The organism is Flavobacterium sp. (assembly GCF_052437795.1).
Classification (GTDB): Bacteria; Bacteroidota; Bacteroidia; order Flavobacteriales; family Flavobacteriaceae; genus Flavobacterium.
This window is the reverse complement of sequence record NZ_JBQVPA010000005.1, coordinates 167,646-193,372: the sequence shown is the minus strand read 5'-3', so window position 1 is coordinate 193,372 and position 25,727 is coordinate 167,646. Positions and strand designations below refer to the sequence as shown.

At 45.7% G+C, this 25,727-nt stretch carries 25 protein-coding genes; 10 read left to right on the top strand and 15 right to left on the bottom strand.

The genetic code is table 11. The features are described from left to right. Nucleotides 1-123 precede the first annotated feature (123 nt). The 4 genes from ACT6R0_RS16295 to ACT6R0_RS16280 all read left to right on the top strand — a co-directional run bounded on the left by ACT6R0_RS16295 (nucleotide 124) and on the right by ACT6R0_RS16280 (nucleotide 5,939). A complete protein-coding gene (locus ACT6R0_RS16295) occupies nucleotides 124-3,552 on the top strand; it encodes a methylmalonyl-CoA mutase family protein (protein ID WP_444654749.1) in 3,429 nt (1,142 codons plus the stop codon). A gap of 151 nt (nucleotides 3,553-3,703) precedes the next feature. Beyond that, nucleotides 3,704-4,789, top strand: coding sequence for an AAA family ATPase (locus tag ACT6R0_RS16290; protein ID WP_444654748.1), 1,086 nt, complete (start codon nucleotides 3,704-3,706; stop codon nucleotides 4,787-4,789). After that, nucleotides 4,789-5,346: a DUF3226 domain-containing protein gene (locus ACT6R0_RS16285; protein WP_444654747.1), complete on the top strand. Its 558-nt coding sequence runs from the start codon at nucleotides 4,789-4,791 to the stop codon at nucleotides 5,344-5,346. The genes ACT6R0_RS16290 and ACT6R0_RS16285 overlap by 1 nt, the downstream gene beginning before the upstream one ends. Before the next feature lie 98 nt (nucleotides 5,347-5,444). After that, entirely contained in the window at nucleotides 5,445-5,939 is a 495-nt protein-coding gene (locus ACT6R0_RS16280; protein ID WP_444654746.1) for a hypothetical protein, read from the top strand. Nucleotides 5,940-5,941: 2 nt separating this feature from the next. On the opposite strand, the gene ACT6R0_RS16275 is transcribed toward ACT6R0_RS16280, so the two are convergent. Beyond that, a complete protein-coding gene (locus tag ACT6R0_RS16275) occupies nucleotides 5,942-6,067 on the bottom strand; it encodes a hypothetical protein (RefSeq protein WP_444654744.1) in 126 nt (41 codons plus the stop codon). A 243-nt stretch (nucleotides 6,068-6,310) separates the two neighbouring features. Between ACT6R0_RS16275 and ACT6R0_RS16270 the strand changes: the two genes are divergently transcribed. Further along, nucleotides 6,311-7,549 (top strand): T9SS type A sorting domain-containing protein, encoded by a 1,239-nt coding sequence (locus ACT6R0_RS16270; protein WP_444654743.1) that lies wholly within the window; start codon nucleotides 6,311-6,313, stop codon nucleotides 7,547-7,549. Here ACT6R0_RS16270 and ACT6R0_RS16265 read toward each other — a convergent pair. The 5 genes from ACT6R0_RS16265 to ACT6R0_RS16245 form a co-directional block, all read right to left on the bottom strand. Beyond that, nucleotides 7,546-7,959, bottom strand: a complete 414-nt coding sequence (locus ACT6R0_RS16265) for a hypothetical protein (protein ID WP_444654742.1) — start codon at nucleotides 7,957-7,959, stop codon at nucleotides 7,546-7,548. The two genes, ACT6R0_RS16270 and ACT6R0_RS16265, sit on opposite strands and share 4 nt — an antisense overlap. A 25-nt stretch (nucleotides 7,960-7,984) precedes the next feature. Then, nucleotides 7,985-8,704 (bottom strand): hypothetical protein, encoded by a 720-nt coding sequence (locus ACT6R0_RS16260; RefSeq protein WP_444654741.1) that lies wholly within the window; start codon nucleotides 8,702-8,704, stop codon nucleotides 7,985-7,987. 10 nt (nucleotides 8,705-8,714) lie between these two features. Then, nucleotides 8,715-9,872 carry a DUF4274 domain-containing protein gene (locus ACT6R0_RS16255; protein WP_444654739.1) on the bottom strand — a complete coding sequence of 386 codons (1,158 nt, stop codon included), beginning with the start codon at nucleotides 9,870-9,872 and terminating at the stop codon, nucleotides 8,715-8,717. A 6-nt stretch (nucleotides 9,873-9,878) separates the two neighbouring features. Then, a complete protein-coding gene (locus ACT6R0_RS16250; RefSeq protein WP_444654738.1) occupies nucleotides 9,879-10,481 on the bottom strand; it encodes a DUF7822 domain-containing protein in 603 nt (200 codons plus the stop codon). A gap of 113 nt (nucleotides 10,482-10,594) precedes the next feature. After that, nucleotides 10,595-11,182 carry a DUF1543 domain-containing protein gene (locus tag ACT6R0_RS16245; RefSeq protein WP_444667418.1) on the bottom strand — a complete coding sequence of 196 codons (588 nt, stop codon included), beginning with the start codon at nucleotides 11,180-11,182 and terminating at the stop codon, nucleotides 10,595-10,597. 116 nt (nucleotides 11,183-11,298) lie between these two features. Between ACT6R0_RS16245 and ACT6R0_RS16240 the strand changes: the two genes are divergently transcribed. The 4 genes from ACT6R0_RS16240 (at nucleotide 11,299) to ACT6R0_RS16225 (ending at nucleotide 13,272) form a co-directional block, all read left to right on the top strand. Further along, the gene (locus tag ACT6R0_RS16240) at nucleotides 11,299-11,793 is read left to right on the top strand and encodes a hypothetical protein (RefSeq protein WP_444654735.1); all 495 of its coding nucleotides are present in this window, start codon (nucleotides 11,299-11,301) and stop codon (nucleotides 11,791-11,793) included. Nucleotides 11,794-11,964: 171 nt separating this feature from the next. Continuing rightward, a complete protein-coding gene (locus tag ACT6R0_RS16235) occupies nucleotides 11,965-12,528 on the top strand; it encodes a YeeE/YedE family protein (protein WP_444654733.1) in 564 nt (187 codons plus the stop codon). 8 nt (nucleotides 12,529-12,536) lie between these two features. Next, nucleotides 12,537-12,950: a DUF6691 family protein gene (locus ACT6R0_RS16230; protein WP_444654731.1), complete on the top strand. Its 414-nt coding sequence runs from the start codon at nucleotides 12,537-12,539 to the stop codon at nucleotides 12,948-12,950. A 4-nt stretch (nucleotides 12,951-12,954) separates the two neighbouring features. Beyond that, nucleotides 12,955-13,272, top strand: coding sequence for a hypothetical protein (locus tag ACT6R0_RS16225; protein WP_444654730.1), 318 nt, complete (start codon nucleotides 12,955-12,957; stop codon nucleotides 13,270-13,272). 194 nt (nucleotides 13,273-13,466) lie between these two features. Here ACT6R0_RS16225 and ACT6R0_RS16220 read toward each other — a convergent pair whose 3' ends face one another. The 9 genes from ACT6R0_RS16220 to ACT6R0_RS16180 all read right to left on the bottom strand — a co-directional run bounded on the left by ACT6R0_RS16220 (nucleotide 13,467) and on the right by ACT6R0_RS16180 (nucleotide 22,672). After that, nucleotides 13,467-15,269, bottom strand: a complete 1,803-nt coding sequence (locus ACT6R0_RS16220) for an acyl-CoA dehydrogenase family protein (RefSeq protein WP_444654729.1) — start codon at nucleotides 15,267-15,269, stop codon at nucleotides 13,467-13,469. Nucleotides 15,270-15,306: 37 nt separating this feature from the next. Continuing rightward, nucleotides 15,307-15,672 (bottom strand): four helix bundle protein, encoded by a 366-nt coding sequence (locus tag ACT6R0_RS16215; protein WP_444654728.1) that lies wholly within the window; start codon nucleotides 15,670-15,672, stop codon nucleotides 15,307-15,309. Nucleotides 15,673-15,713: 41 nt separating this feature from the next. Continuing rightward, nucleotides 15,714-16,895, bottom strand: coding sequence for an acetyl-CoA C-acyltransferase (locus tag ACT6R0_RS16210; RefSeq protein ID WP_444654726.1), 1,182 nt, complete (start codon nucleotides 16,893-16,895; stop codon nucleotides 15,714-15,716). A gap of 44 nt (nucleotides 16,896-16,939) precedes the next feature. Continuing rightward, nucleotides 16,940-19,330: a 3-hydroxyacyl-CoA dehydrogenase/enoyl-CoA hydratase family protein gene (locus ACT6R0_RS16205; protein WP_444654725.1), complete on the bottom strand. Its 2,391-nt coding sequence runs from the start codon at nucleotides 19,328-19,330 to the stop codon at nucleotides 16,940-16,942. A gap of 37 nt (nucleotides 19,331-19,367) precedes the next feature. Further along, nucleotides 19,368-19,826 (bottom strand): MarR family winged helix-turn-helix transcriptional regulator, encoded by a 459-nt coding sequence (locus tag ACT6R0_RS16200; protein WP_444654723.1) that lies wholly within the window; start codon nucleotides 19,824-19,826, stop codon nucleotides 19,368-19,370. Nucleotides 19,827-19,918: 92 nt separating this feature from the next. Next, nucleotides 19,919-20,626, bottom strand: a complete 708-nt coding sequence (locus tag ACT6R0_RS16195; protein ID WP_444654722.1) for a DUF2071 domain-containing protein — start codon at nucleotides 20,624-20,626, stop codon at nucleotides 19,919-19,921. 5 nt (nucleotides 20,627-20,631) lie between these two features. Beyond that, nucleotides 20,632-21,171 (bottom strand): RNA 2'-phosphotransferase, encoded by a 540-nt coding sequence (locus tag ACT6R0_RS16190; RefSeq protein ID WP_444654880.1) that lies wholly within the window; start codon nucleotides 21,169-21,171, stop codon nucleotides 20,632-20,634. A gap of 75 nt (nucleotides 21,172-21,246) precedes the next feature. Next, on the bottom strand, nucleotides 21,247-22,245 hold the full coding sequence (locus ACT6R0_RS16185) for a hypothetical protein (protein ID WP_444654721.1): 999 nt from the start codon (nucleotides 22,243-22,245) through the stop codon (nucleotides 21,247-21,249). 52 nt (nucleotides 22,246-22,297) lie between these two features. Next, entirely contained in the window at nucleotides 22,298-22,672 is a 375-nt protein-coding gene (locus tag ACT6R0_RS16180) for a YegP family protein (protein WP_444654720.1), read from the bottom strand. A 290-nt stretch (nucleotides 22,673-22,962) separates the two neighbouring features. On the opposite strand from ACT6R0_RS16180, the gene ACT6R0_RS16175 reads away from it, so the two are divergent. Then, entirely contained in the window at nucleotides 22,963-25,725 is a 2,763-nt protein-coding gene (locus tag ACT6R0_RS16175; protein ID WP_444654719.1) for a carboxypeptidase-like regulatory domain-containing protein, read from the top strand. Nucleotides 25,726-25,727 lie beyond the last annotated feature (2 nt).

Genomic DNA, 25,727 nt, shown 5'->3' with positions numbered 1-25,727 from the left:
CAAAACTACCAATAATTTTAACAAAATGAGATGCAATTGTGTTTTTTATGTTTTATTGTATTTAGGGATTGTTTTTTTGGAATATTCGTATCTTTAGCGGCTCAAATTGAAGATAATCTATAAATGGAACAAGCCCTACCTTATATTCCTAAGAATAAAGTAAGAATCGTTACAGCCGCGTCACTATTTGACGGGCACGATGCCGCCATCAACATCATGCGCCGCATCATTCAGGCAACAGGTGTTGAGGTGATCCACCTTGGGCACGACCGCAGTGTTGAAGAAGTGGTGAACACCGCCATACAGGAAGATGCCAACGCGATCGCGATGACCTCCTACCAGGGTGGGCACAATGAATATTTTAAGTACATGCACGATCTTTTGAAAGAAAAAGGTGCAGGTCATATAAAGATATTCGGCGGCGGCGGCGGCGTTATCCTTCCTGACGAGATAAAGGAACTGCACGAATACGGCATTACCAGGATCTACTCGCCGGATGATGGTCGTGAACTTGGTCTACAAGGCATGATCAACGACCTTGTAAAACAGTCGGATTACAGCCCCCCAGCCCCCGAAGGGGGAGTTGCGGAGGGGCTCAACGACAGGAATGTCAATACAATGGCAAGGCTAATTACCCTTGCGGAAAATAACCCTGAGAACTTCGACCAGCTTTTCCACGATGGGCGTCAAACTCCCCCTTCGGGGGTTGGGGGGCCTCCGGTATTGGGTATTACCGGTACCGGTGGCGCTGGCAAGTCGTCATTGGTCGATGAGCTGGTGCGCCGCTTCCTGATCGACTTCCCCGAAAAGACTATTGGACTTATCTCGGTAGACCCATCTAAACGTAAGACGGGCGGGGCTTTATTAGGTGACCGCATCCGCATGAACGCCATTAACAACCCGAGGGTATATATGCGTTCATTGGCCACAAGGCAGTCCAACCTTGCCCTTTCTAAATATGTTGCCGAAGCCATACAGGTGCTAAAGGCCGCGAAATATGACCTTATTATCCTCGAGACTTCAGGTATTGGGCAGAGCGATACGGAGATACTCGACCATTCAGATGTTTCACTCTATGTAATGACACCCGAATTCGGGGCCGCGACACAGCTGGAAAAGATCGACATGCTCGACTTTGCCGACCTGGTAGCCCTGAACAAATTTGACAAGCGCGGCGCACTGGATGCCATCCGCGACGTGAAAAAGCAATACCAACGCAACCATAACCTTTGGGATAAGAACCCGGACGATATGCCGGTTTTTGGTACGATCGCATCGCAGTTCAACGACCCGGGCATGAACACGCTGTACAAAAAGATAATGGACAGGATCGTGGAGCATACCGGCGCTGACCTGAACTCGACCTTCCAGATCACCCGCGAAATGAGCGAGAAGATCTATGTGATCCCACCGCACCGTACCCGCTACCTGAGCGAGATCGCAGAGAACAACCGTAAGTATGATGAAACTGCTGCCAGCCAGCAGGAAGTAGCGCAAAAGCTGTACGGCATATTTAAAACCATTGAGACCGTTGGCGGCGTGAAGCCGGAACTGGCAAAATTCGGCATAGAACCGGTAACGCCTAAGTCGGGCACGAACGCCGACCTGGTAAAGCTATTGGTTGCCGAGTTCGATCGTGTGAAAATGGACCTTGACCCGCACAACTGGGAGGTTATCCTCACCTGGGATGAGAAAGTGAACAAATACAAGAACCCTGTCTACACTTTCAAAGTACGGGACAAAGAGATCAATATACAAACGCATACGGAATCACTTTCGCATTCGCAGATACCAAAGGTTGCCCTGCCGAAATATAGTGCATGGGGCGATATATTACGCTGGTGCCTGCAAGAGAACGTGCCCGGTGAGTTCCCGTTCACATCGGGGCTGTACCCCTTCAAGCGTGAAGGGGAGGACCCTTCCAGGATGTTTGCCGGAGAGGGTGGCCCTGAGCGCACCAACAAGCGTTTCCATTACGTGAGTGCCGGGCTGCCTGCAAAACGCCTTTCGACAGCATTTGACAGCGTTACGCTTTATGGCAATGACCCGCACATTCGTCCTGATATCTACGGAAAGATCGGTAATGCAGGGGTATCCATCTGCTGCCTGGACGATGCGAAGAAGCTGTATTCGGGCTTCAACCTCGCGCACCCGCTTACTTCGGTAAGTATGACCATCAACGGGCCTGCGCCGATGCTGCTGGGCTTCTTCATGAATGCCGCCATCGACCAGCAGTGTGAGCTTTACATAAAAGAGAACGGCCTTGAAAAAGACGTTGACAATAAGATAAACGAAATATATAAAGCGAAAGGGCTTGCCCGCCCGCGTTACAACGGCGACCTGCCTGCGGGTAACGACGGCCTGGGACTGATGCTCCTTGGCGTGACTGGCGACCAGGTACTGCCTGCCGATGTATATAATGAAATAAAGGTGCGTACCCTTACACAGGTACGTGGTACGGTACAGGCCGACATTTTGAAAGAAGACCAGGCACAGAATACCTGCATCTTCTCTACCGAATTTGCCCTGAGGCTGATGGGCGACGTGCAGGAGTACTTCATTACGAATAACGTGAGGAACTTCTATTCGGTGTCCATTTCGGGTTACCATATTGCCGAGGCGGGCGCCAACCCGATCACGCAGCTGGCCTTTACATTGTCGAACGGATTCACTTATGTAGAATACTACCTGAGCCGTGGCATGAACATCAACGATTTTGGGCCTAACCTGTCGTTCTTCTTCAGTAACGGCATTGACCCTGAATATGCGGTGATCGGCCGTGTGGCGCGTAAGATCTGGGCGAAAGCCCTGAAGAACAAGTACGGCGCTAACGAGCGTGCGCAGATGCTGAAGTACCACATCCAGACATCGGGACGTTCGCTGCACGCGCAGGAGATCGACTTTAACGACATACGCACTACGCTACAGGCCTTGTACGCGATATATGATAACTGTAACTCGCTGCATACCAATGCGTATGATGAGGCTATCACGACCCCGACCGAGGAAAGCGTGCGCCGTGCGATGGCGATACAGCTGATCATCAACAAAGAGCTGGGCCTTGCGAAGAACGAGAACCCAATACAGGGATCGTTCATCATTGAGGAGCTGACCGACCTTGTCGAGGAAGCCGTACTGGCCGAATTCGATCGCATTACCGAGCGTGGCGGAGTACTTGGCGCCATGGAGACTATGTACCAGCGCAGCAAGATACAGGAGGAAAGCCTTTATTATGAAACACTCAAGCATACAGGTGAGTTCCCGATCATAGGCGTGAATACGTTCCTAAGCTCGAAAGGGTCGCCAACGGTGGTTCCGGCTGAGGTTATCCGTGCAACGGAAGAAGAAAAACTTTTCCAGATCGCAACCCTCGAAAACCTGCACAAGGCCAACGAATCAGAAGTTAAGAAGCAGCTTGCCCTGGTCCAGGATGCCGCGGTACAAAACAAGAACATTTTCGAACAGCTGATGGATGCCGCCAAGGTATGCTCGCTTGGCGAGATCACTTCGGCATTGTTTGAAGTGGGCGGGCAGTACAGGAGGAATATGTAATCCTTTTGGATTGTTAGATTTTAGATCATTAGATTTTTAGATAGAAGCCTTCCGGATGGGAGGCTTTTTGATTTTAGTAATTGGTAAAGAAAATAATATTGATTTATGTAAAGTTATATTGATTAATATACTTTTTACGTAGTTTTGTTACATGGAGCAAATAAAACATATTAAAAATATTTCAATAGAAAACTTCAAATGCTTTGACTATTTTTCGGTTGAGGGATTTGGTAGATTTAATATTATTTTGGGTAACAATAATGTTGGTAAAACCAGTTTTCTAGAGGGCTTATTGTTTGATGAAAACATAATTCAAACGATATCCAATTTACAAGGGGTTTTGCAGTCAAGAAGAATAACTTACGATAACGAGATTGATTTTGACACGATTAACCCTTTAAGTTTTTTCATCAATAAACTTCAAAAAGATAATCGTATTAAAGTTACAATATCTTATGAAAATGGAAAGAAGTTTAATGCTACTTACCAAACTCAACAATTAGCAGATATTGAAGAAGATGTAAGGAAGGAGCTAACTAATAATTATTCAAATTTTTCTCAAAAAGATAAAGAAATTTTAAAAGTGGTATTGAATGATGATGATGTTCAATATAGAAATTTTGATATTCATAAAAATGTAGAAAATTATGATATTATGATGCCTATAATGTCTCCATCAATATTTTATGCAAGAGACCTTGTTTCTTATTATTCAGATTATTTTACAGATAGTAAGGAAAAAAAGAGAAGTCTAACTGAACAGTTGAAAATTATTATTCCAAATATAATAGACATTGAGTTAGGGATAAATTTCATAGGTGATATCCCAATAATAGGAATTTGGTTAGATAATACTGATAGCTTGATTCCTCTTCCCATGTTTGGTGATGGTACTATTCGTTTGTTTCGAATGATATTAGAAATAGTTGTCTCGAAGAATAAATACTTATGCATTGATGAAATAGATACTGGAATCCATTATAGCAAGTACAAAGATTTTTCCAGAATCGTTTTAAAAACTGCGGCAGCCAATAATGTTCAGTTATTTATTTCAACTCATAATAATGAATTCTTAAAGTCATTTAAAGAAGTCTTGGAAGAAGAGGAATTTCTCAGCTTCCGAAATGAAACCAAATCATTTACACTAAAAAAACTTCCTAATGGAAACGTCAAGGCATATCGCTATGATTTTGAAGAATTTGAATTTGCCATTGAGCAGGAAAATGAATTAAGGTGATGGAGAGACCTGTAGTATTATTCGGTGAAGGTAAAGCCGATGAAAAATTTCTGAAAGATTATATTAAGTACCATTTTGGAATTGAGGATATAAAATATATTGATGTCAAAGGAAAAGATAGTATACAATTAGCGGAAAATTTTTTTAAACAGAATTCAGATCAAAATGGGGTGAACCTATTAATCTTTGATGCTGACTCTGATTTTCAGGCTGCGATGGATAACATTAACGAGCAGAAACAAAAGGCTGGTGTCGAATTTGAAATTTTTCTTTTTCCTAATAATTTTGATACTGGTGCTTTAGAAGAATTGCTAAAAAGTATGACTGTTGAAGAACATCAAGGTATATTTGAATGTTTTGACGTTTTGGACAAATGCCTGACATCGAAGAATGATGACTATGAAGTTCCTGACCTTAAAATCCAGATTTATTCCTATTTGTCATTTCAAAAATTAGAAGCTAAAGAACCAGTAAGAGACTATACTCTTGGCTGTTGGAACCTTGACGCTGAATATGGGAATCCGCTAAAGGAATTTTTAAAGAATTATCTCACTTAACTACAGACTAAATCTGTAACAACCCCGCCATCATCTGCAACAACATTTTTGGCTTCAGGAAAAGTATGTGGTAACTTAGCACTACAAATCACATCGCTATGCAAACGATAACCATTGCTTCTGACAAAGACCACCGCTATACCGCTTCCGCAGACGGAAAGCATTTTGCGACAGTGCATTATCCTAAATGGTATTCGCAGGATGCGGAGATAGAACTGGGTGGGGTTACCTATCAAATAAAAGGAATAGGCTTTTGGAAAACGAGTTCTGAAGTATTGCTGGACGAAAAGCCTCTTTATAATATTAAGAGTAACTGGCGCGGCACGATCATCAGTAGGGCAAAGGAAGAACACCACTTTTATAAGTTAAGGATGAAGGCGTGGTTCAAGACAGGTTATGTCCTCGAAACCTACAAAGGGGAAGAAGTAATGGAAATAAAGTCGGTATACAGCTGGAAGAGTTTCTATTCCGGTTATACAATTACTTTCGATGATAGAACTTCAGGCGAAGACGGCCTGCTACTGGTGTTGATTGCCACACATTGCTACCGCGCTATGCAGAAGCAGAACGCGGCAGCGGGGGCAGCGACGTGATCTTAGATCCTGTCGCAATACCCCAGCAGGTAATAGATAACTACAAAAGCGATGATGGTACCGATGCATCCTCCTCCTAATTTTTTTGCTCCCCAGCCCGCTATGAGGGCCCTTATCAATTTGTTCATGGTGTATGGTTTTTGTTTACCTAAAATTAGCGAGCCTGTTTTTCAAAAGGAAGCCATTTAACTTTTGGTAAAGGAAATTCTAAGATCAAGATCATATATCACAAATTTCAGGTAAGAGTTTAAAATTTAAATAGCCTAATATCAATTGGTTAAATTTTTAAAATTCTCATAAATTACAGTATCCCTATTTTTATTGCATTATGGTTAGCCCTAACTTTATATTGAAATACATACCTTACAGCCATGAAAGCGCTACTGATCACCTTCGTATTGTTCCTGCAATTTACTCTACACGCACAAGTGTCGGGCTGTACCGACCCGCTTTCCAACAACTATAACCCGCAGGCAACTGTAAACAACGGTACATGCAGTTATGGTCCGTCTTCTGTGGCTCCAGTAAGTTCGGTGAACTTGCCCGATGCGGTTAACGAGACCTCCGGCCTTGTCAAATGGGAAGAACGACTGCTCACCCATAATGATAATACCGACCTGAAGCTGTACTCCCTGGACAGCATTTCAGGAGCCGTGCTGCAAACATTTACCGTTGCCGGAACATCCAATACCGATTGGGAAGAAATAGCGCAGGACGGGCAACACATTTACATTGGCGACTTTGGCAATAACGGCAATGGAAACCGCACCAATCTTAGGATCATCAGGGTCAGTAAAGAAGAATTGCTGTCAGGTGATCTCCAGGCCAACTCCATCCATTTTTCCTATTCTAACCAAATAAATTTTACCGCAACGGGCGGCAACAATACCGATTTTGACTGCGAGGCATTCATCGTGTCCAACGACAGCATTTACCTGTTCACTAAGCAGTGGGTCAGTAAAAAGACCAGTGTGTATGCCCTGCCCAAAACGCCGGGCACCCACATAGCGCAATTTAAAACGACTTATGACGTAAGCGGGCTCATTACGGGTGCGACATATATGGAAGATAAAAAGCTCGTCGTGCTCACGGGCTACAGTACTCTGCTGCAGCCCTTCTTTTACCTGCTCTATGATTTTAGCGGACACAGCTTCTTCAGTGGGAATAAACGGAAGATCAGCATGTCATCTATGGGTTTCCACCAGGTGGAGGGAATAGCTACATCTAATGGGCTGGATTATTTTGTGTCGAATGAACATTTTGTACGCGTGCCATTGGTCAACGTTTCCCAAAAACTGCACAAGTTCGACCTAAGGCCTTATTTGCAGGAATATCTGGAAAACCTGCCATTAATGACTTCCCATAATGACATCAGGAACAGGATACGGGTTTACCCGAACCCCGCAGGAGATCATCTTTACATAGAAATCGAGCCATCGCTCGTAGGCATTCAATACAGCTTCATCGACATGAACGGGCGCAATGCCCAAAGCGGGACATTAAACAGCGAGCGGAACAGGCTCGACATAGGCAGGCTGCGGTCGGGTGTACATGTTATCAGGGTTAGTGACTTCCCTGATTACTCGTATAGGTTGGTTAAGCGGGATTAAGCGGATTTCCTGAACATCTTATAACGTACCCATTCCATAATAAATGCGGTAGCTATCCCGGTAATTGCCAAAATAATAGCACTTGTATCAAATGCCTCTCCCGCAATTACTTTAAAGATGATAAAGAGATATAGGGCATTGCACGCGAACATCGACAGGATATTTATTGCGATCATTGTAAAAGAAGGAAGTCGTGACTTGAAGCAAAGCTGGGCAAAGTAATAATTGCTTAAAAATACAGGCAGCCCATACACCAGCAATTTTGTAAAATACCCCATGGCAAGTACAAATGCTGATGACGGGCCATCTTCATCATACAGGTAAAAGAAATTTTCCCTGTCATTGAATTTTGAATAGGCTACAAAGGCTACCGCACACAGCATTGCCTGGAGTAAAATGCTAAATGCCATATTTCTTGGTCGAAATACCATACCGTTAGAATTTTTTACTGATGAGGTTTATCACCTGTTCGCCTTTCTTCTTATCGGTATAACGCAGGTCGATAGCCAGAAGGCCTTTTGAAGCTTTAATGGAGATCCCCTTTATATCATCTTTATTGACCGTATTTTTTCCAACTTTTACAGCAGTGGTAAAGTCACCCGTCAGGCTTATGAAAAGGCTTTTTGTTGCCGGGTCAAATTCGTAGCTGGCCCTTTCGGGTTCGAACAGGCATTTGGCATTGGGGATGGTGGTTTTGAACTCAGCATTGTAGGGAACCATTACTTCCACCGGGAACTCCACTGCCACGCCGCCTTTCTGTAAAAACTCGATCCTTCCTTCACCGTATCCATCCTCGTCCCCGCGCTCGATAGTTTCGGTACAGGTAATGGGAATATACGAAACCTTATCCTCCTTTGCATGGTTGAATTTCAGTATCATTCCGCTATCCAGGAAGTTGATGTCATACACCCATTTCGGTACCAGGTCGAAGCTGTAAAATCCTGAATTACCGTTTACAGACGTCTGCAATCCGTTCATCCAGACTTTTTTAGTAGCGGTGCGCAGGCCTTCCTTAAACCATTTGATATCTTCATAAAAGACGCTTTCATTAAAACTTTCATCATTCAGGAAAATATTGTCCAGCTTAGGGTAATACTTTTGCGCATTGCCTATGGAAGCAATGAGGAGCAGGAAGGGGAGGAGGGCGTTTTTCATGGCGATAAAATTAATACATAAACTCAGGTATCGGCCTTTTTATTTCATTTTCAGCAACATTGCTTTCCGCCCTGTCAGATCCATGATCGTCCTTAGGGTCGTATATTAGCGTACCCACAGGATATTTCCCACCCGTCATTCCCTCCTCAATTTCACGTTGTAAGCGGTAAATATCGCGGTGGTATTCTTCCACTTGTTCAATGGCTGTGAATTTTTGGTAGTAATTCGGCTCACTGCGCCAGTACACCAGCTTTGCGATAGCGGCTTCGCACAGTTCATGACGGATCACGGCGAACATATGCTCCACATCCTCATCCCAGTTGAATTTATCGGCAAAGGTTTGTAGGGCTTTCGCCGATCTTATTTTTTCAACCTTATAATAAATGCCTGCGACTTCTGCTTTACGCAACCTGAGTTCAGCAGCTGCCTTTTCTTCGGGGCTTATCTGTCCGTAGCGCACTAACAGGTCACGGGCCATGTCCCTAACCTGGCTGTTACCCGATCGGGTAAGCCGCTGGATATCGTCTGTGATCTCGGGATATACCGGTATGTCCTTACTCCAAAACGCCCTGATCGCCTTAAAGTGGTTCTGGCTGCGGTTGGTTTTTAAATTGAACTTTAGCCCGTCGAAAAACAGCGCTGCTTTTTCGGGTTGGTCGGCGCAATTGCTTCCCATCGCCTCGTTAGCCAGATGGACATTTTTTCCCGTAAGAAGTTTTTTAATATTTTCAATGATGCCATTGCTGAAATGCTTCACCTCTATCATGCCGATCACTTTCAGGGTTTCAGTAACAATAGCATCTTCGGTCGATTTAAGCAGCATACAGTATTGTTCCATTTCTTCAGGTCCAGGAATGATACTGTAAAGTCCTTCTTCGCCGGTGGGTCGGTTTGCCATGAAAAATGCCTCATCATCGTCAGCCACCCGTATCTTTACATCAGAAAGATCCCAGCCTCCATATATTTCCCTGAGCCTTTTCAGGATCGGTACTAATTCTTCTATAGTATCTGTAGTGAATAGCTTTTGGACTAAGATATCTTTTTCGTTCAGGGATGTGGTAAGGTCAAACAGTGCCTCCCAAAAGTTGCCGTTCCGTTTTGCCAGTTGGGCCTCGCACGCTTTCAGATCGGCGCCCGAATATTTCTGCAATCTTTCTACGATGTCCATCAGTAATTATTCTTTGTCCTTATAGTTGAACTGGAAATACAAAATATTGCTCCAGCAGCCTTCGGCCAGCCTGTTTTTCCATTCGTCCTTTAAGATGATCACAGCGGCTAAAATATCTTTAAGCTGTTCATTTTCGAGGTTAAAGATATGTTCCGGGCCAATACCGTATTCCCTGATGACATCGATCTCCTCGCCCCTGAAAAAACAGCTTTTAGCTTCACGCACGTTCACTTCCTCCAGCCCTTCGGCAGAAAGATACTCGTCGTTATCATCGGTATAAAGTGAATAGATCTCGCCGTTCTCAAGTTGGGTATATTGAGCGTCTATAGAATCTAAAAAAGCTTTGGTCGCAGCCACAAAAGCTTCAAATTCCTGCTGGTCGGCCATCTGCTTTGTTGCTGCCAAAAGATCGAGGATAAAGTAAAGTGCCTCTTTCCCTTTTGCAAAATCCGCCCTTATGCCCACCTTTGGGTCAAATAATGCCGACTCCACAGGTTCGGGTCCAAAGCCTGCCAGTACGCGGTAGGCGTAGGGTATGCCATAGGGAAATTCGCCAATACTCGTGTAGCGGCCTTCTTTAAGGCCGTAAATGTAACTTCTGTTCGCCATTGATGATGTAATTTAGAAGCTAAATATAGGGTGAAAATAATTCAGGGTGTAGCAACATACTAGATTTTTTTAGACCCTGCCATGCTCAAATGCTTTCCATAGTATGAGCGAAGCTACTCCATTTCGTCCAGTGGGCGTTTTGGTAAGGCTTGCTTCCCCAGCTTAAAATACCCGATATGCATCTCATCTTCAATACTATCATTAAGCTCGATCCTAATGGCGTAGTGTTGCTTAAATTCGTCCGAAAGCAGATCTTCAACCTTGTGCATATCGTCAACGCCCAGTGCATATTTCTCGTCAATGTGCGATTCCGCACCCTTAAAGCCCCATTCCTTATAGAATTCCGTCTGTTTAGAGGCCTTTATCGCCTTACCCATGGTCGCAGCTACAACGAGCATCTTAAAATGGTACTCTTCGAACTCACCCCTGCGATAGCCGCCCAGGTTCAGGAAGAATAGTTTTTCGGGTGTTTCCACAGCTTCCGCTTTCGGCACAATGCTGATGGAGTAGGCCCCCACCTGCGTTACCTCGCGCCAGGAGTCTACATGCAGCGGGCCTCCGTCTGGCCAAAATGCATATATATCCGACTTCAGTCCGGCTACCGAATTGCCGGTCCCGAAAAAAATATCGTGCTGCTCCGTAAGCCTTCCTCTGGGTGTGCAACCCAGTAAAACCATGTATAGTTTGGGCGTTCTTTCCATCGTGCCATAAAGATATTCAAAAAAAGTTTAATATTTTTTTACCATTTTATATTTTTGGTTCAGTTTTTGGAATGCTACCTTTAAAAAGTAAAACATAACATTAAATTTTGAGTCTTATGAAAAAGATATTTTTACTCCTTAGCATTGTAAGCACATTTGCCCTTACTTCTTGTAATGTAGATGATGACAGGCCGGATAATGATACTATTAGCGAAATGTTCCATGTGGACAATGTGAATTTTGTAGCATCGGGACAATATCGTGCACTGGTACCGCTGAACCCGGCTATTTATTCTTCCGACGTGATCTTGGTATACAGGTGGGCAGGTGTGAATTCGCTTAACCACGACATTTGGGAGCCGGTTCCGAATACCTATAATCTGGACGAAGGCAAATTAAGCTTCTTCTTTGATTTTTCTGTAGATGATGTTGTACTTTACCTTGAGTCGGAATTTGATCCTATGCTAAGGCAGGATTTCTCACTTAACCAGTCGTTCAGGATAGTGATCGTGCCGGCCTATGATAACAGTGCAAGGATGAATATGAGCTACGATTCGGTGGTTGCACGTTATGGCCTGAAAGAAAAAGATGTTAAGCACATTAAATTGTAATATCAGGAATTCAAAGAATTCTATTAATACATAAAATTGAACAGACAACAGCTTCCGTAAGGGAGCTGTTTTTTTATGCCTTCCTGCCAATGCAGGTAATGAATATAAATCCCTATTTTTGCCTGAACGAATTAACAGATCAACTAATACACAAATAAACAAATAACGATCATGTATAGCTTTTTCGGAACCTGGCCCTGGTACATTTCGGGTTTTATCATAGGGGCGGTCATGCTGGCGCTCATTTACTTCGGCAAAACCTTTGGCATGTCGTCTAACCTGCGTACGCTGTGTACGATAATGGGCGCGGGGAAAACCTCAGAGTTCTTCCGCTTCGATTGGAAAGCCCAGCGCTGGAACCTCGTTGTGGTCCTTGGCGCGATGATAGGAGGATGGCTGGCCGTAACCTTCCTGAGCGATGGTACGGGTGTGCAGCTCAACCCCAAAACCGTAACCGAATTGCAGCAAATGCACATCGATACACCTACAAAGGGCGAATTGCTGCCGGATGCCTTTACAAGTGCTGAAGCGCTGCAAACACCAAAGATTATAGGGATATTGCTGTTGGGTGGCTTACTCGTGGGTTTTGGCACGCGCTACGCCGGCGGCTGTACCTCGGGGCACGCCATCACAGGCCTGAGCAACCTGCAATTGCCTTCGCTCATTGCCGTTATCGGTTTTTTCATCGGGGGACTTGTCATGTCGTGGTTCCTGTTACCCCTTATCTTTAATTAAGCAGTATCATGAAATTCATAAAATTCCTTTTGGTCGGCATTGTGTTCGGCATCGTTCTTACAAAATCAGAGGCTGTATCGTGGTACCGCATTTACGAAATGTTCCACTTCCAGTCGTTCCACATGTTCGGGATCATTGGAGTAGCAGTATTTACAGGGCTTATAGGTATCCAGGTCATAAAGCGTAAAAATTTAAAAGACATCACGGGGCAGCCCATTGTGATCCCTGACAAAGAGAAAGGTTTTACAGCCTATATCGTGGGCGGGATACTTTTCGGACTTGGCTGGGGGCTTGTTGGCACCTGTCCGGGACCTATTTACATCCTTATCGGCGCGGGTTTTTGGGGAATAGGCGTGGTGCTGTTAGGCGCATTGCTGGGAACCTATATTTACGGTTTGTTGAAGAACAAACTGCCGCATTAATGCGATGAAAAACACCTTCTACATCATCAATTACACCTACTTCATCTGTGTAGGTATATTGTTGCTGTTCACTTCGCTGTTCTATCTCGGCGGGAAAGAGCAAATGCAGGCACAGCTTGCTGACCGTTGGACATTCATCTTTGCCCGCATTGTGTTCAACGAGGCCGTGCTTTTCATTTTCCTTCTGTTCCTTTTTGTGATGGACCTCGCATTCAGCAGGTCAGTTAACCTCAAAACACGCCTTCGCCTGGTACTCAAAGCGTTTTTGTGGCTATCACTGTTTTCTCTGGTTTTTATTACGCTGTATTACGCATTCCGTTAGATGTTTTGGCGTGCCACCTCCGCAAGCTACGGTGCCGGGCTTTCGGCTTTATCTGCTCCATTGCACTCCGCAGGATATCGCCTCTATCCCTCACGCGGACGTTCGGGTTCAAAGTATAGACATATATCAGGTATAAATAAAAGCCGCAGGAGTTTCCTCACAGCGGCTTATCTTAACTTAAAAACTAAAAATTCTTAATATACGTAGCCGTTCTCAGCAACGATCTTCGCTGCGATCGTCTCACGAAGCGCAACCACATTCGGCATGGTATTGTACTTGGTAAATCGGCGGAGGCCCATCATCATCATGCGCTGCTCATCGCCTTCGGCAAACGAGGCAATACCCTCGCGGCCTTTGGTTGTAACAATGTCCACTGCTTTATAAAGGTACAGCTGTGCCATCGCGATCTGCTCTTTTACATTTTCAGCACCTTTGTTTTTCGAAAGCTTCTCTGTGCGCAGCACAACAGATTCTGCCATGTAGATCTCAATAAGGATATCGGCAGCAGCCATAAGCAATTGCTGGTGCTGGTCAAGTTCAGGGCCATATTTCTGTACTGCTGATCCGGCTACCATGAGGAATGCCTTTTTCAACTTCACGATCATTTCTTTCTCTTCAGCGAACAGTTCCGAATAGTCAGGTGTGTCAAACGATGGAATGCCCATCAGTTCCTCAGCCACTTTCATTGCAGGGCCAAGAAGGTCAACGTGGCCTTTCATCGCTTTTTTGATAAGCATTCCCACCGACAGCATACGATTGATCTCGTTCGTGCCTTCATAGATACGGGCAATACGCGCATCACGCCACGCACTTTCCATCGGGGTATCTTCAGAGAAGCCCATGCCGCCAAAGATCTGGATGCCTTCATCCGAACAATTTTGGATGTCTTCCGACACAGCAACTTTTAGTATCGAACATTCAATGGCAAATTCCTCAACACCTTTCAATTCTGCATCCTGGTGCGATTCGCCATTGGCAACACGTGCCTCAATACGGTCCTGTATGTTTTTAGCAGCCCTGTAGCACGCGCTTTCCCCGGCATAGCAATTGGTCGCCATTTCGGCAAGTTTGGCGCGTATGGCGCCAAAATTCGCGATAGGCGTATTGAACTGTATCCTTTCATTGGCATATTTCGCCGCACCGCTTGTTACCCTTCTTTGGGCATCAAGGCAGGCAGCGGCCAGTTTGATACGGCCCACGTTAAGGGCATTCATGGCTATCTTGAACCCATTGCCGCGCTCCGACAGCATATTTTCAACAGGTACTTTTGTATCATTAAAGAAAACCTGGCGGGTAGAGGAAGCCCTTATACCCAGCTTGTGTTCTTCCTCACCCAGCGAAATGCCATTGGCAGGGTCATTTTCTACAATGAACCCCGTTATGTTCTTATCGTCCTCAATGCGGGCAAATACAATGAACACGCTGCAGAACCCTGCATTTGATATCCACATTTTCTGCCCTGTAATTTTATAATGCGTGCCATCCTCACTCAAAACCGCTTTGGTCTTTCCGGAGTTGGCATCACTACCCGCACCCGGTTCAGTAAGGCAATATGCGCCAAACCATTCGCCTGAAGCGAGTTTCGGTACGTATTTTAGTTTTTGCTCTTCGGTTCCATAAAGTGTTATTGGCATGGTGCCAATCCCTGTATGCGCCCCGAATGCCGTAGAAAACGAACCCGTTGCACCCGAAATATAATCACACACAAGCATCGTATCCACAAAGCCCATTCCAAGCCCGCCGTACGCTTCCGGTACAGCAACACCAAGAAAACCGAGTTCACCCGCTTTGCTCATCGTTTCCTCAGTAAAGGCATAATCTTTTTTCTCAAAACGGTCTTTATTCGGCCATATCTCACGGTCAATGAATTCCTTCACGCTGTCGCGCATCATGATCTGCTCCTCCGTAAAATCCTCGGGGGTAAAAATGTCTTCCGATCTCGTTTCCTTAACCAAAAATTGGCCGCCACGGGCAAGTTGTTTCTCTTCTGTTTCCATAATTAGATTTAAGATAATAGATGAGAGATGATAGACCTTACTCCGACAGAGTATTTTGGAATCCCATCGTCATCTTTTGAAATTCTTCTATTTTATTTTCGAGGTCTTGTGTTGCCCCGTCTGATACATATTTTCTATAATTTGCCAACAAGAGCTGCGTTTGTAATTCGAAAGACGAACCTAACGATATGTCGATAAAATGCCTGAACGATTTGCTTGTCCTGCTTGAACCTTCGGCAATATTTAAGGGAATAGATGTCGAACTCCTATCCATTTGGCTCTTCAACCCAAATTTTTCATGAGTAGGGAAACTGTCAGTCATGTTTAATATATCCTTCGCTATTTCCATTCCCAACTGCCAAATTTTCAACTTCTTGAAATTATGTCTTTTAAATTCAGCCATATTAAGCAGTCTATTATCTATCCGTCTATCATCTCTTCGTCTTAAACGATCTCAAAAACTCCCGCTGCTCCCTGGCCTGTACCCACACACATCGTCACCATGCCATACTTGTTGCCGCGACGCTTCATTTCATCAAACAGCTGTACCGATAGTTTTGCACCGGTACATCCCAGTGGGTGTCCCATGGCAATGGCACCACCGTTTACGTTTACAATGTCTTTATTGATGCCAAGTTCGCGTATTACCGCCAGCGATTGCGATGCAAAGGCTTCATTAAGCTCTATCAACTGGATATCTTCCAATTCAAGACCTGCCATTTTCACGGCTTTCGGAATGGCTTTTACCGGGCCAATACCCATTATCCTTGGCTCCACACCGGCAGCTGCATAGCTTACAAGACGGGCAATAGGCTCAAGCTTTAGTTCTTTTACAAGGTCTTCACTCATTACCAGTACAAAGGCCGCGCCGTCGCTCATTTGTGAGGACGTGCCTGCCGTAACGCTGCCGTCTGCGGCAAAAACCGGCTTCAGCTTGCCCAATGCTTCTATTGATGTATCTGCACGCGGGCCTTCATCTTTAGTCACGGTATAGCTTTTAATAGCTTTTTTTCCGTTCTCGTCTACATAGACCTGTTCCACAGTAATAGGCACTATCTGTCGGTCAAATTTAACCTCCGCCTGTGCCTTTAGTGCTTTTTGGTGGGAATGGTACGCAAACTCATCCTGGTCCTCTCGTGACACCTTAAACTGTTTTGCAACAGCTTCAGCGGTAAGGCCCATGCCCCAGTAGTAGTCTTCGTGGCCTGCCTTTGCCGCCTGATAATCGGGTACCGGTTTGTAACCGCCCATCGGGATAAAGCTCATACTTTCGGCGCCACCGGCAATAATACAGTTGGCCATGCCGCTTTGTATCTTGGCAGTTGCCATTGCAATGGTTTCCAGTCCGGAGGCGCAATAACGGTTCACCGTAACGCCCGGTACATCGTCTACCTTAAGCCCCATGAGGGAAATTAGGCGCGCAAAGTTGAGTCCCTGCTCAGCTTCCGGCATGGCATTGCCCACCATTACATCGTCAATACGGGTCTTGTCAAATTCCGGCAGCTCATTCATCATGAACTGTATGGTTTCGGCCGCGAGCTCATCAGGACGTTTAAAACGGAATACGCCTTTCGGGGCTTTGCCAACGGCTGTCCTATATGCTTTTACTATATATGCTGTTTTCATTTCAGATTTCAGATTTTAGATTTCAGATTCCACTCTGATGTGAATTAGTTGCGGAGAGGCTTACCCTTAGTCAACATAAATTGTATCCTCTCCAATGTCTTGCGCTCTCCTGTCAATGAAAGGAAAGCTTCACGCTCAAGATCCAATAGATATTGCTCACTAACCAAAGTCGGTTCGCTCAGATCACCACCCGCCATAACGTAGGCCAGCTTGTTGGCTATCTTCTTGTCATGTTCCGAGATATAGTGCCCTGCTTCCATGCTGTCGGTACCTACAAGGAACATTCCCAATGCCTGCTTGCCCAGTACTTTTACATCCTTCCGGCGTATCGGTGCGGTATAACCGGCTTCGGCCATTAGCTTTGCGTGTTTTTTAGCTTCGGCGATCTGCCTGTCCTTATTCACCACGATAACATCTTTTCCTTTTTGTAGTATTCCGGTATCAAAAGCTTCATAGGCAGATGTCGATACTTTCGCCATAGCTACGGCAAGGAAATACTCCTGCAGTACGTTTAGTTCCACATCATTTTTACGGAAGGTATCCGATGCCCGTAGCGCCATTTCTTTCGATCCGCCGCCGCCCGGGATCACGCCTACGCCAAATTCAACCAGTCCGATATACGTTTCTGCCGCCGCAACAACTTTATCGGCATGCATACTCATTTCGCAGCCGCCGCCAAGGGTCATGCCATGCGGTGCCACCACAACCGGAATGGAGGAGTAGCGAACGCGCATCATGGTATCCTGGAACATCTTGATGGCCATGTTCAGCTCGTCATATTCCTGCTCCACTGCCATCATGAAGATCATCCCGATGTTCGCCCCTACGGAGAAGTTCGCGGCCTGGTTGCCTATTACGAGGCCGTCATATTCTTTTTCGGCAAGGTCAATGGCTTTATTGATGCCCTGAAGCACGCCGCCACCTATGGTATTCATCTTGCTCTGGAACTCCAGGTTGATGATACCGTCGCCCAGGTCTTGGATGATAGCATCGCTGTTGCTCCATATTTTTTTGCTTTCGCGAATGTTGTCAAGAATGATAAATGCATCCTGTCCCGGGATTTTCTTGAAGGATTTTGAAGCTATGTCGTAGAAGTATTTCAGACCGTCTTTTATGGCATAAAAGCTTTTGTTGCCGCTAGCGAGCATATCATTTACCCATGTGGCCGGCTCTGCGCCGTTGGCTTTGATTAGCTCAATGCCTTTTTCGACACCGATGGCATCCCATATCTCGAACGGGCCATTTTCCCAGCCAAAACCGGCTTTCATGGCATCGTCAATTTTATACAGGTCGTCGGTAATTTCAGGGATACGGTTGGCAACATAAGCAAACATTCCCCCAAAGTTCTTGCGGTAAAATTCGCCTGCCATGTCTGTTCCTCCAACCAATACCTTAAACCTGTTGATGGGCTTGTCGATGGTTTTGGTCAGTTCCAGTGTAGCGAATGAAGCTTTCTTAGCGGCGCGGTATTCCATCGTGTCCAGGTCCAGCGAAAGGATGTCCTTGTCTACCTTTTTATAAAACCCCTGGCCGCTTTTGCTACCCAGCCATTTGTTCTGCATCATGGTATCGATGAAGCCCGGCAGTTTAAACAACTCATGTACTTCATCGTTCGGGCAGTTTTCATAAATGCCGTTCGCAACGTGTACCAGCGTATCAAGTCCCACAACATCTACGGTACGGAAGGTAGCCGACTTTGGCCTGCCGATAACTGGTCCGGTAAGCTTATCCACTTCTTCAATGGTAAGCCCCATTTCCTTTACCTGGTGGAAAAGGCTCATGATGCCGTAAATACCAATGCGGTTGCCAATGAAGGCCGGTGTATCTTTGGCAACGACCGAAGTCTTGCCAAGGAACTGCTCACCGTAGTTATTAAGGAAGTCCAGTACTTCAGGAGAAGTTTTCGGACCCGGTATGATCTCGAATAATTTTAAGTAGCGCGGCGGGTTGAAAAAGTGGGTTCCGCAAAAATGCTTCTGGAAGTCATCGCTGCGGCCTTCGCTCATAAAATGTATAGGAATACCTGATGTGTTGGATGTGATAAGCGTGCCCGGCCTGCGGTATTTTTCTACCTGTTCAAATACTTTTTGCTTTATGTCGAGCCTTTCTACGACCACCTCAATGATCCAGTCCATATCGGCGATCTTTGCCATGTCGTCCTCTGTGTTACCAGTGCTAATGCGGCTTGCAAATTTCTGGTGGTAGATAGGGGAGGGCTTGGATTTGAGCGAATTGGCCAAATGCTCATTCACAATGCGGTTGCGCACGGCCTTGTCCTGCAATGTCAAACCTTTTTTCTGTTCCGCTTCGGTGAGTTCCCTGGGCACGATGTCCAGCAGGAGCACCTCCACGCCTATATTGGCAAAGTGGGCCGCTATGGCAGACCCCATTATGCCGGAGCCTATTACGGCTGCCTTTTTAATAGTGCGTTTCATTATGTATAGTAAGTTTTTTGGTAATGCTAATGCATTGTTATTTGTTTGTATCCGGTTCGTCCGGATTGAATATCAATTTGTCAGCTATCAGTTCGTTGATGGTCCCGGCCACTTCCATGAAGTGGGCGAGCTTTTCTTCCGATACATGCTGGCGTACCACATCATTAAACTTTAGCACCCTGTCGCGGGATAGTTCCCTCTTTTCCTTACCGAGCTTGGTAAGGTGTATCAGGACACCGCGGCCGTCAACCGGGTTTTTCTTGCGTACTATCAGCCCTTTTTCCTCCATCGACTTCAGCGTGCGCGTAAGGCTGGTAGGTTCCATTCCCATTTGCGGACCTAGTGCTGTCGATGGTATGCCGTTGTCCTTATCTATAGAAAGGAGCGCAAATCCTACCGACATACTGGCACCGTATTTCGAGGCCTCTTCATTATACATTCGCGATACTGCCTGCCATGTGGCCCTCAGTGCGTAGTCTATCGTTTTATCTTTCATCCGTTTGATTATTTCAAATATACAAAAAATTATTATGCATGCATATTAAATTGAAAAAAATTACATTTGCGAAATTGTTTTCGTGTTTTTGGTTACTTACCGGCGACGTTGAGCCACTCGTGCTCTATGTTTTTCATTAATAATGCATTGTCAAATACTACCGATCCTTTCGGGAACAATGCCTCATTTTCAAAATATGATGACTTTACCGAAGCTACTTCCAAAGGAATCATTTCCCATTTATAGGTATTGAGGCGTACACCATCAAAATTATTTTTGTTGGGGGAATAGCCAATACAGCCTTTTTCGAAGAATCCCGATGCTTCACCCAAAGATTTAAATACCGATCCCTGAGGATAGGCTCCAATTTCCCGTGCTGTGATCGCAATTTGCGTATCATCATCACTTTTAAATGCTACATGATAACTTCCGTTCCCCTCTTTTACATCAAATTTTGCCAGATGGTGCTTTCCCGGAAAGATCCGTCCGCCTGCAATTGCGTTTGTAAAAGAGGAGGTGTCACGTCTTGGAATGAATACACCTTCTTTTGTTTCGCCGCCTTCTTCCCATTCAACCGCGAACCTGTGCGCCCCATTTTCAGACCCAATTCCGATCATGTCAGGCAGCCCTTTTGGTTTTATATGCTTTAAGCGGATAAGGCATATGCCGCCGATAGCTTTTCCTTCGTGGAGTTTTGGGAGGAAGGGATGTGGAATGATCTTGCGTGCCACTTCTGCATCGATCGTATAATTGATGAGTATCCGCCTGTCGATGTAGCCATGTATTGTTGGGATCCTCATATTGTTTATTTTATATACCCTGCGGGAACACCATCCGTGAGCCAAACACCATTCTCCGAAAGGAAAAATTCATATCCGTCGTTATGCATCTGTAACGCCATCACTTCCATTATCACTGGCTTGCCGTGCCTGCCACCCACGTTGGCAGCAGTGGCTTTGTCGAGGCTCAGGTGTACATGGTGGCGACTGCCTTTGTGGATGCCTTCTTTTTGTATAGCATCTACATTTTGCGCGGCAGTGCCGTGATATAATATTTCCGGAGGGGAAAGTGGCTCGTAGCCCAGTTCGATCTCCACCGAATGACCCTGGCTGGCGCGTATCATGTCTCTAGCATCATTAAAGGCAAACCGTTTTTTGCTGTTGGTCTCAACTACAAGGTCCAGCAATTCGCGGTCTATCTTTCTCCCGTTCTCATTCATTTTCTCTATAAGGAGCGCCACATTTGCCCAGCCGTTCGCATCAAGGGAAATGCCAAGGGATCCGGGATCATGTCTGAGGACATAGCTCAGGAACTTGCTTATCTGTTTGGTGTCTTTTTCGCTGATCATATAATATTTATGGGTACAGGTAAATATAGCGAAATTTAGGGTAATAAAAAACTCCCCGAAGGGAGCCGCCGGTTATTTGCCGAAGTTATTATTATGATCGATAAAAGTATTTGAAAAATAGGGCTCGGTATCCACACGGGTGTCCAGGGTAAAGCGCCGGTAAAATACATAGCCCTGGTTCTGGGCCAGGTCGGGGATGTGCTTCGTCATATATTCCTTCAGGTCTCTGGCTTCCCGAACTTGCGCCTCATAGTCGCTTCCGGGTACGTTTGATATATAATGTATAGAGGGATATAGCCCTTTTTCATGGAAACCCATGTCAAAGTCAAATATCTGAGGACTGGAGCTGATGGCGCCAATTCGTATCGGGTACCTGCCATATTGCGCTTCGATCTTCTTTGCAAGTTGGTCGCGGTATTTGAGTATCTCGCTTTTCTCTTCATATATAATGTGGTCGCCGCTGTGCTCCACAAGGTTGCGTGCGCCGTGTGCATGTACATAGGCATCGATCATAAAGCCGCGGCTTTCCCAGTTCTTAGCCATTTTAAACATATCCGAAGCGGTTTTGCCTAACATGGCATACCGCACAGGGAATACATTATCCAGCAGCCATTGATCGTCTTCCACGTTATATACTGCCGCTACGAGGTAATGCTGTTGCTCATTTGGCTGGATCTGCAGGACCGACACATAATATTCCGGTGTATTGTTGTGGAAACTGACAGAGTAGCCATGCTTTCCCGAAGTGACGGTTACCGGTCCGGAGCCGCCGTCTTCCGAATAAAATTCATCCACAACTTCAAAAGTTTGCGGCATCTGTGGGTTAAAATAAATTTCGCTCACCAGTTCCATCAGGGCTGTGTCCTCCTTTTTGCCAAATCGTTCTGTGCCCAGCCTCCTGTAGCCACGGGATGTGTTCTTCCAGAGTGCGGCCACGAGCGATCGGTTAAGCGGCTTTAATGTTGCACGTAGTTCTTTGTCGATATCATCATTAACAGCTAAAGCGGCAGGGGAGCAGCCCGCAAACAATAGGCCAACAAGTGCAAAAAGCAAAAGTATAGGTTTGTTCATCGGTTGGTTATAAAATGCGAAAATAGATAATTAAAGCATAATCATCAAACCCTTATTCCGCATCCGAAAAAACCTCCTCAGCATCGGGGAAAACAAACTCGTTCTCCGAAAAATCCAGTGTATCGGCGTGCGTCACATACTTCATTATCTCACTGATGCCTTTGCCGTAAGCGTATTCCGATCCGTATTTCCGGCTTGTGGCGATCACCAGCCCGTCCTTCGACAGCCTGAAAAAATATTTGCCCGCCGCGGTCTTGTTCTTTGTAAGTACAAGGGTAGCGATGTTCTCGCGTATCTCGGCGATCATCAGGTGGCAGAATTCCTTTTCCTTACAGGCCATTCCCGTAAATATGGTCTTACCCCTGCGGGAGTTGAACGTAAATTTAAAATCACCATTATCGCGCTTGCTGATCACGAACATCCCCATAATACTGTTGGATTTTACTAGTTTTTTGAAAAATGCAAAATAACAGAAAACCCTAAAGCAATTCCGGGCTTACGTTTTTAGTTTTTAACATTAACTTTTTGTTGGGACTGCTAGGTTTAGCATTGCATCTTCGATCCTGCATTCGGTGGAATGCCCGATCCGTACATGTCTAAATTCGCTAGGGTATTAGTGGAGTTATTGATGAGGTATAATTAAACTCAAAATTTATTTACGCGTCCATTTCCAACCTTTTTCATGATAATGCTATCCTTATGTGTAAAGCCAGCCACATGAGATATCTTTTACTTTTATTTTTCTTTTCATTTTCAGGTTACAGCCAGATCGTGAATTATTCGGGAGTTTTGACGGATGACATGGGAATGCCAATACCCGGCGTGAACATTTGCATTCGGGGAACAAATACCTGCGTTCAAAGTGACTTCGATGGTAATTATGACATAAAGGTACGCGTTGGCCAGGAACTCGAGATTAGCTATATCGGCATGCAGACGCGTTATGTAAAAATTACGCAGGGCAGCGGACGTCCGTTTGGCAATGAGGAAGTGCAGCCCATATTGAGCAATGATTTTGCCCACAGCATCAAAGAGGAAAATGATACCCTACAGGCCACAGGACCATCGGGCACGGCATCCTACTCAAATAACACTTATTACCTTCAGGACGTTGTCAACATAAAGAAAGATGGTAATAATGTATACAGCTTTGTGAACGGGCATGATAAGACCAGGCTCTACATAGACCTGTATACCGAATTTCTTGCCGGTGTGCCCATGCGGGAGCGCAGTTTCCAAAACCGTTTTGCTCAGGGCCGCAGCATTGGGGGGGAGTTGGCTTACCGCGGGCCGGAAACCAACGAAATTTTCAGTTGGGGCCCGCAGCTAAGCACGTTGCACATTAGTGATAACGCAACGCCATGGTATCCCGGCGGCGACATTGTACCGGGTATCGGCAGCCGTATACCTGTTTTTGGGGCTAACGGTTTTTTCCGTACATCGACAGAGAACAAGACCTCCTTTACCGCCAGGCTGGACATGCATCAAAAAGGCGACCTGAAGCTGAACTTAACCTACAGGAGCGCGACAGGCAACCTGCCGGAAGTGAAGAACAATGACCTTGCAACTACACTGTCCTACAGCAGGAACCATAACAACCACCGCTTTAACGGCACTTTCAATTTTAATCGCTTCGAAGACAAGCTGAGCAATGCCAATTTTGTACATAATAAAGCCGTTTTTGCCAATGCCGTTACCCCCCCGCATTTTGACAACAATGCAGGAATAGTGTTACCGGACGGTACGCCGTGCAGCTTTAGCCGGCTGGAAAATAATCCGTATTACCTGTTGCAAAATAACCGTGATGCCAGCGAAAATACGGCAATGTCGCTTTCAGTATCAGACTGGTATGTGAATGACCGGTTAACCAATGACCTTCGGTTGCTGTCGCAATATTCGGATAGGCGCACTACCGGGGGCAACATTCCGCTCGCGGCGCAAGTCGCAGTGCCGGACTATACCGACAGGAGAGAAAAATATTCGCTGTTATCCATTGAGGATGCTTTTGAATATGACGATCAGGACCATACCAAGTTTGGTGCAGGACTGAATTTAAAATACCAGCAAAGAGATCTCAGCAGGCAATACGGCCTGGGTTTCGATGGCCCCGAAAGCTATCCGGGAGCAGCCAATGATCAATATACTCTTTCAAAAACTCAGGACAGGGCAGAGGCCGCGCTGAACCTGAATTTAGCTCATAATCTCCGTGAAATTGTGGGGTATGACGATGAACTGAAGGTATCCGTAGGTGGGAATTTTGCTGCATCTTCTACGTACACAGGCATGGTTTATGGTGGTTTATCGGGTAATTTCAGGTGGAACGATCTTCTTTTCAGGCGGCTTAGCCTGTACGGAAGCGCAATAGCGCGCCAGTATGAGCCCATCATTCAAAACAACAACCTTTACTTTAATAGCCTGGCATATTCACTTGAAGATCTTAAACTGATGCGCAACCATCAGGAACTCTTTGCACCGAATGCTACCACAACGACCCGTGAAAAAGTATATACTGCTGGTATTAGCTACGATAATTGGCCGTTACGCATGAACCTGGAACTCTACCAAAAGAAAGTGGCCGACATGTATGCCCCGCTAAATACCGGAGGTACGTTCTCATGGCTTCCTTCTGTAAACTATGAGCAAAAGGGATTGGAGTTTTCGGTATTGTATGATCATCCCCGAAATGACCGCGAACGCTTCAGTTTTTCGCACGACCTTCATTTCACAGCATATGAGAACAAAGTTACCGGCTTGTCGCGCAACCTGGATCGCCTTCCTTTTGCGGGCTTTGCCGATGTCAATAAAAACTATATCGAAGGACAGCCGGTCGGTGCCATTGTAGGGAGTGTTTACGAAAGGGATGCTTATGGTAATAAGGTAATTGGTACTGATGGCTTTCCGTTGGTGGCCGGGTCGCCTGCCGTTATCGGCGACCCCAACCCCGATTTTGTACTGGGCCTTAGCACCCAGGCCAATTACAAGGATCTCTATGTAAGGGTGGGTTTCGACTGGAGCAAAGGCGGTGACCTGTGGAACGGCACTTCGCAAACGCTGGATCATTACGGGGTGTCGCAGGGCACTGCACAGCAGCGCGATGTTACGGGCTATGTGTTTAATGGCGTTACGCAAACCGGACAGCCCAACACTCAACCGGTAAGCTTTTATGACCCTTCGCTGCCCGTGGAGCAAAACCGTTGGGTGCGCTATGGTGTGGGCGGCGTAGCCGAGGATGCCATTGAAGATGCTACCTTCTTCAGGCTGCACAATATTTCGGTTGGATACAATGGGCGGATACCTTATGGCAAAAGTTCGTTGGGACTGGTAGTCTCGGTATTTGTCAACAATGTGTTCATCCTTTCCAAAAGTGATACGGCCTTCGCCAACAATACGCTGTTCAATTCGGCCGATACTTCCGGGCTGGATTATTTCAACGCGCCCCTGCAACGGATGTACGGGCTTTCGGTAGCAGTAAAATTTTAAAA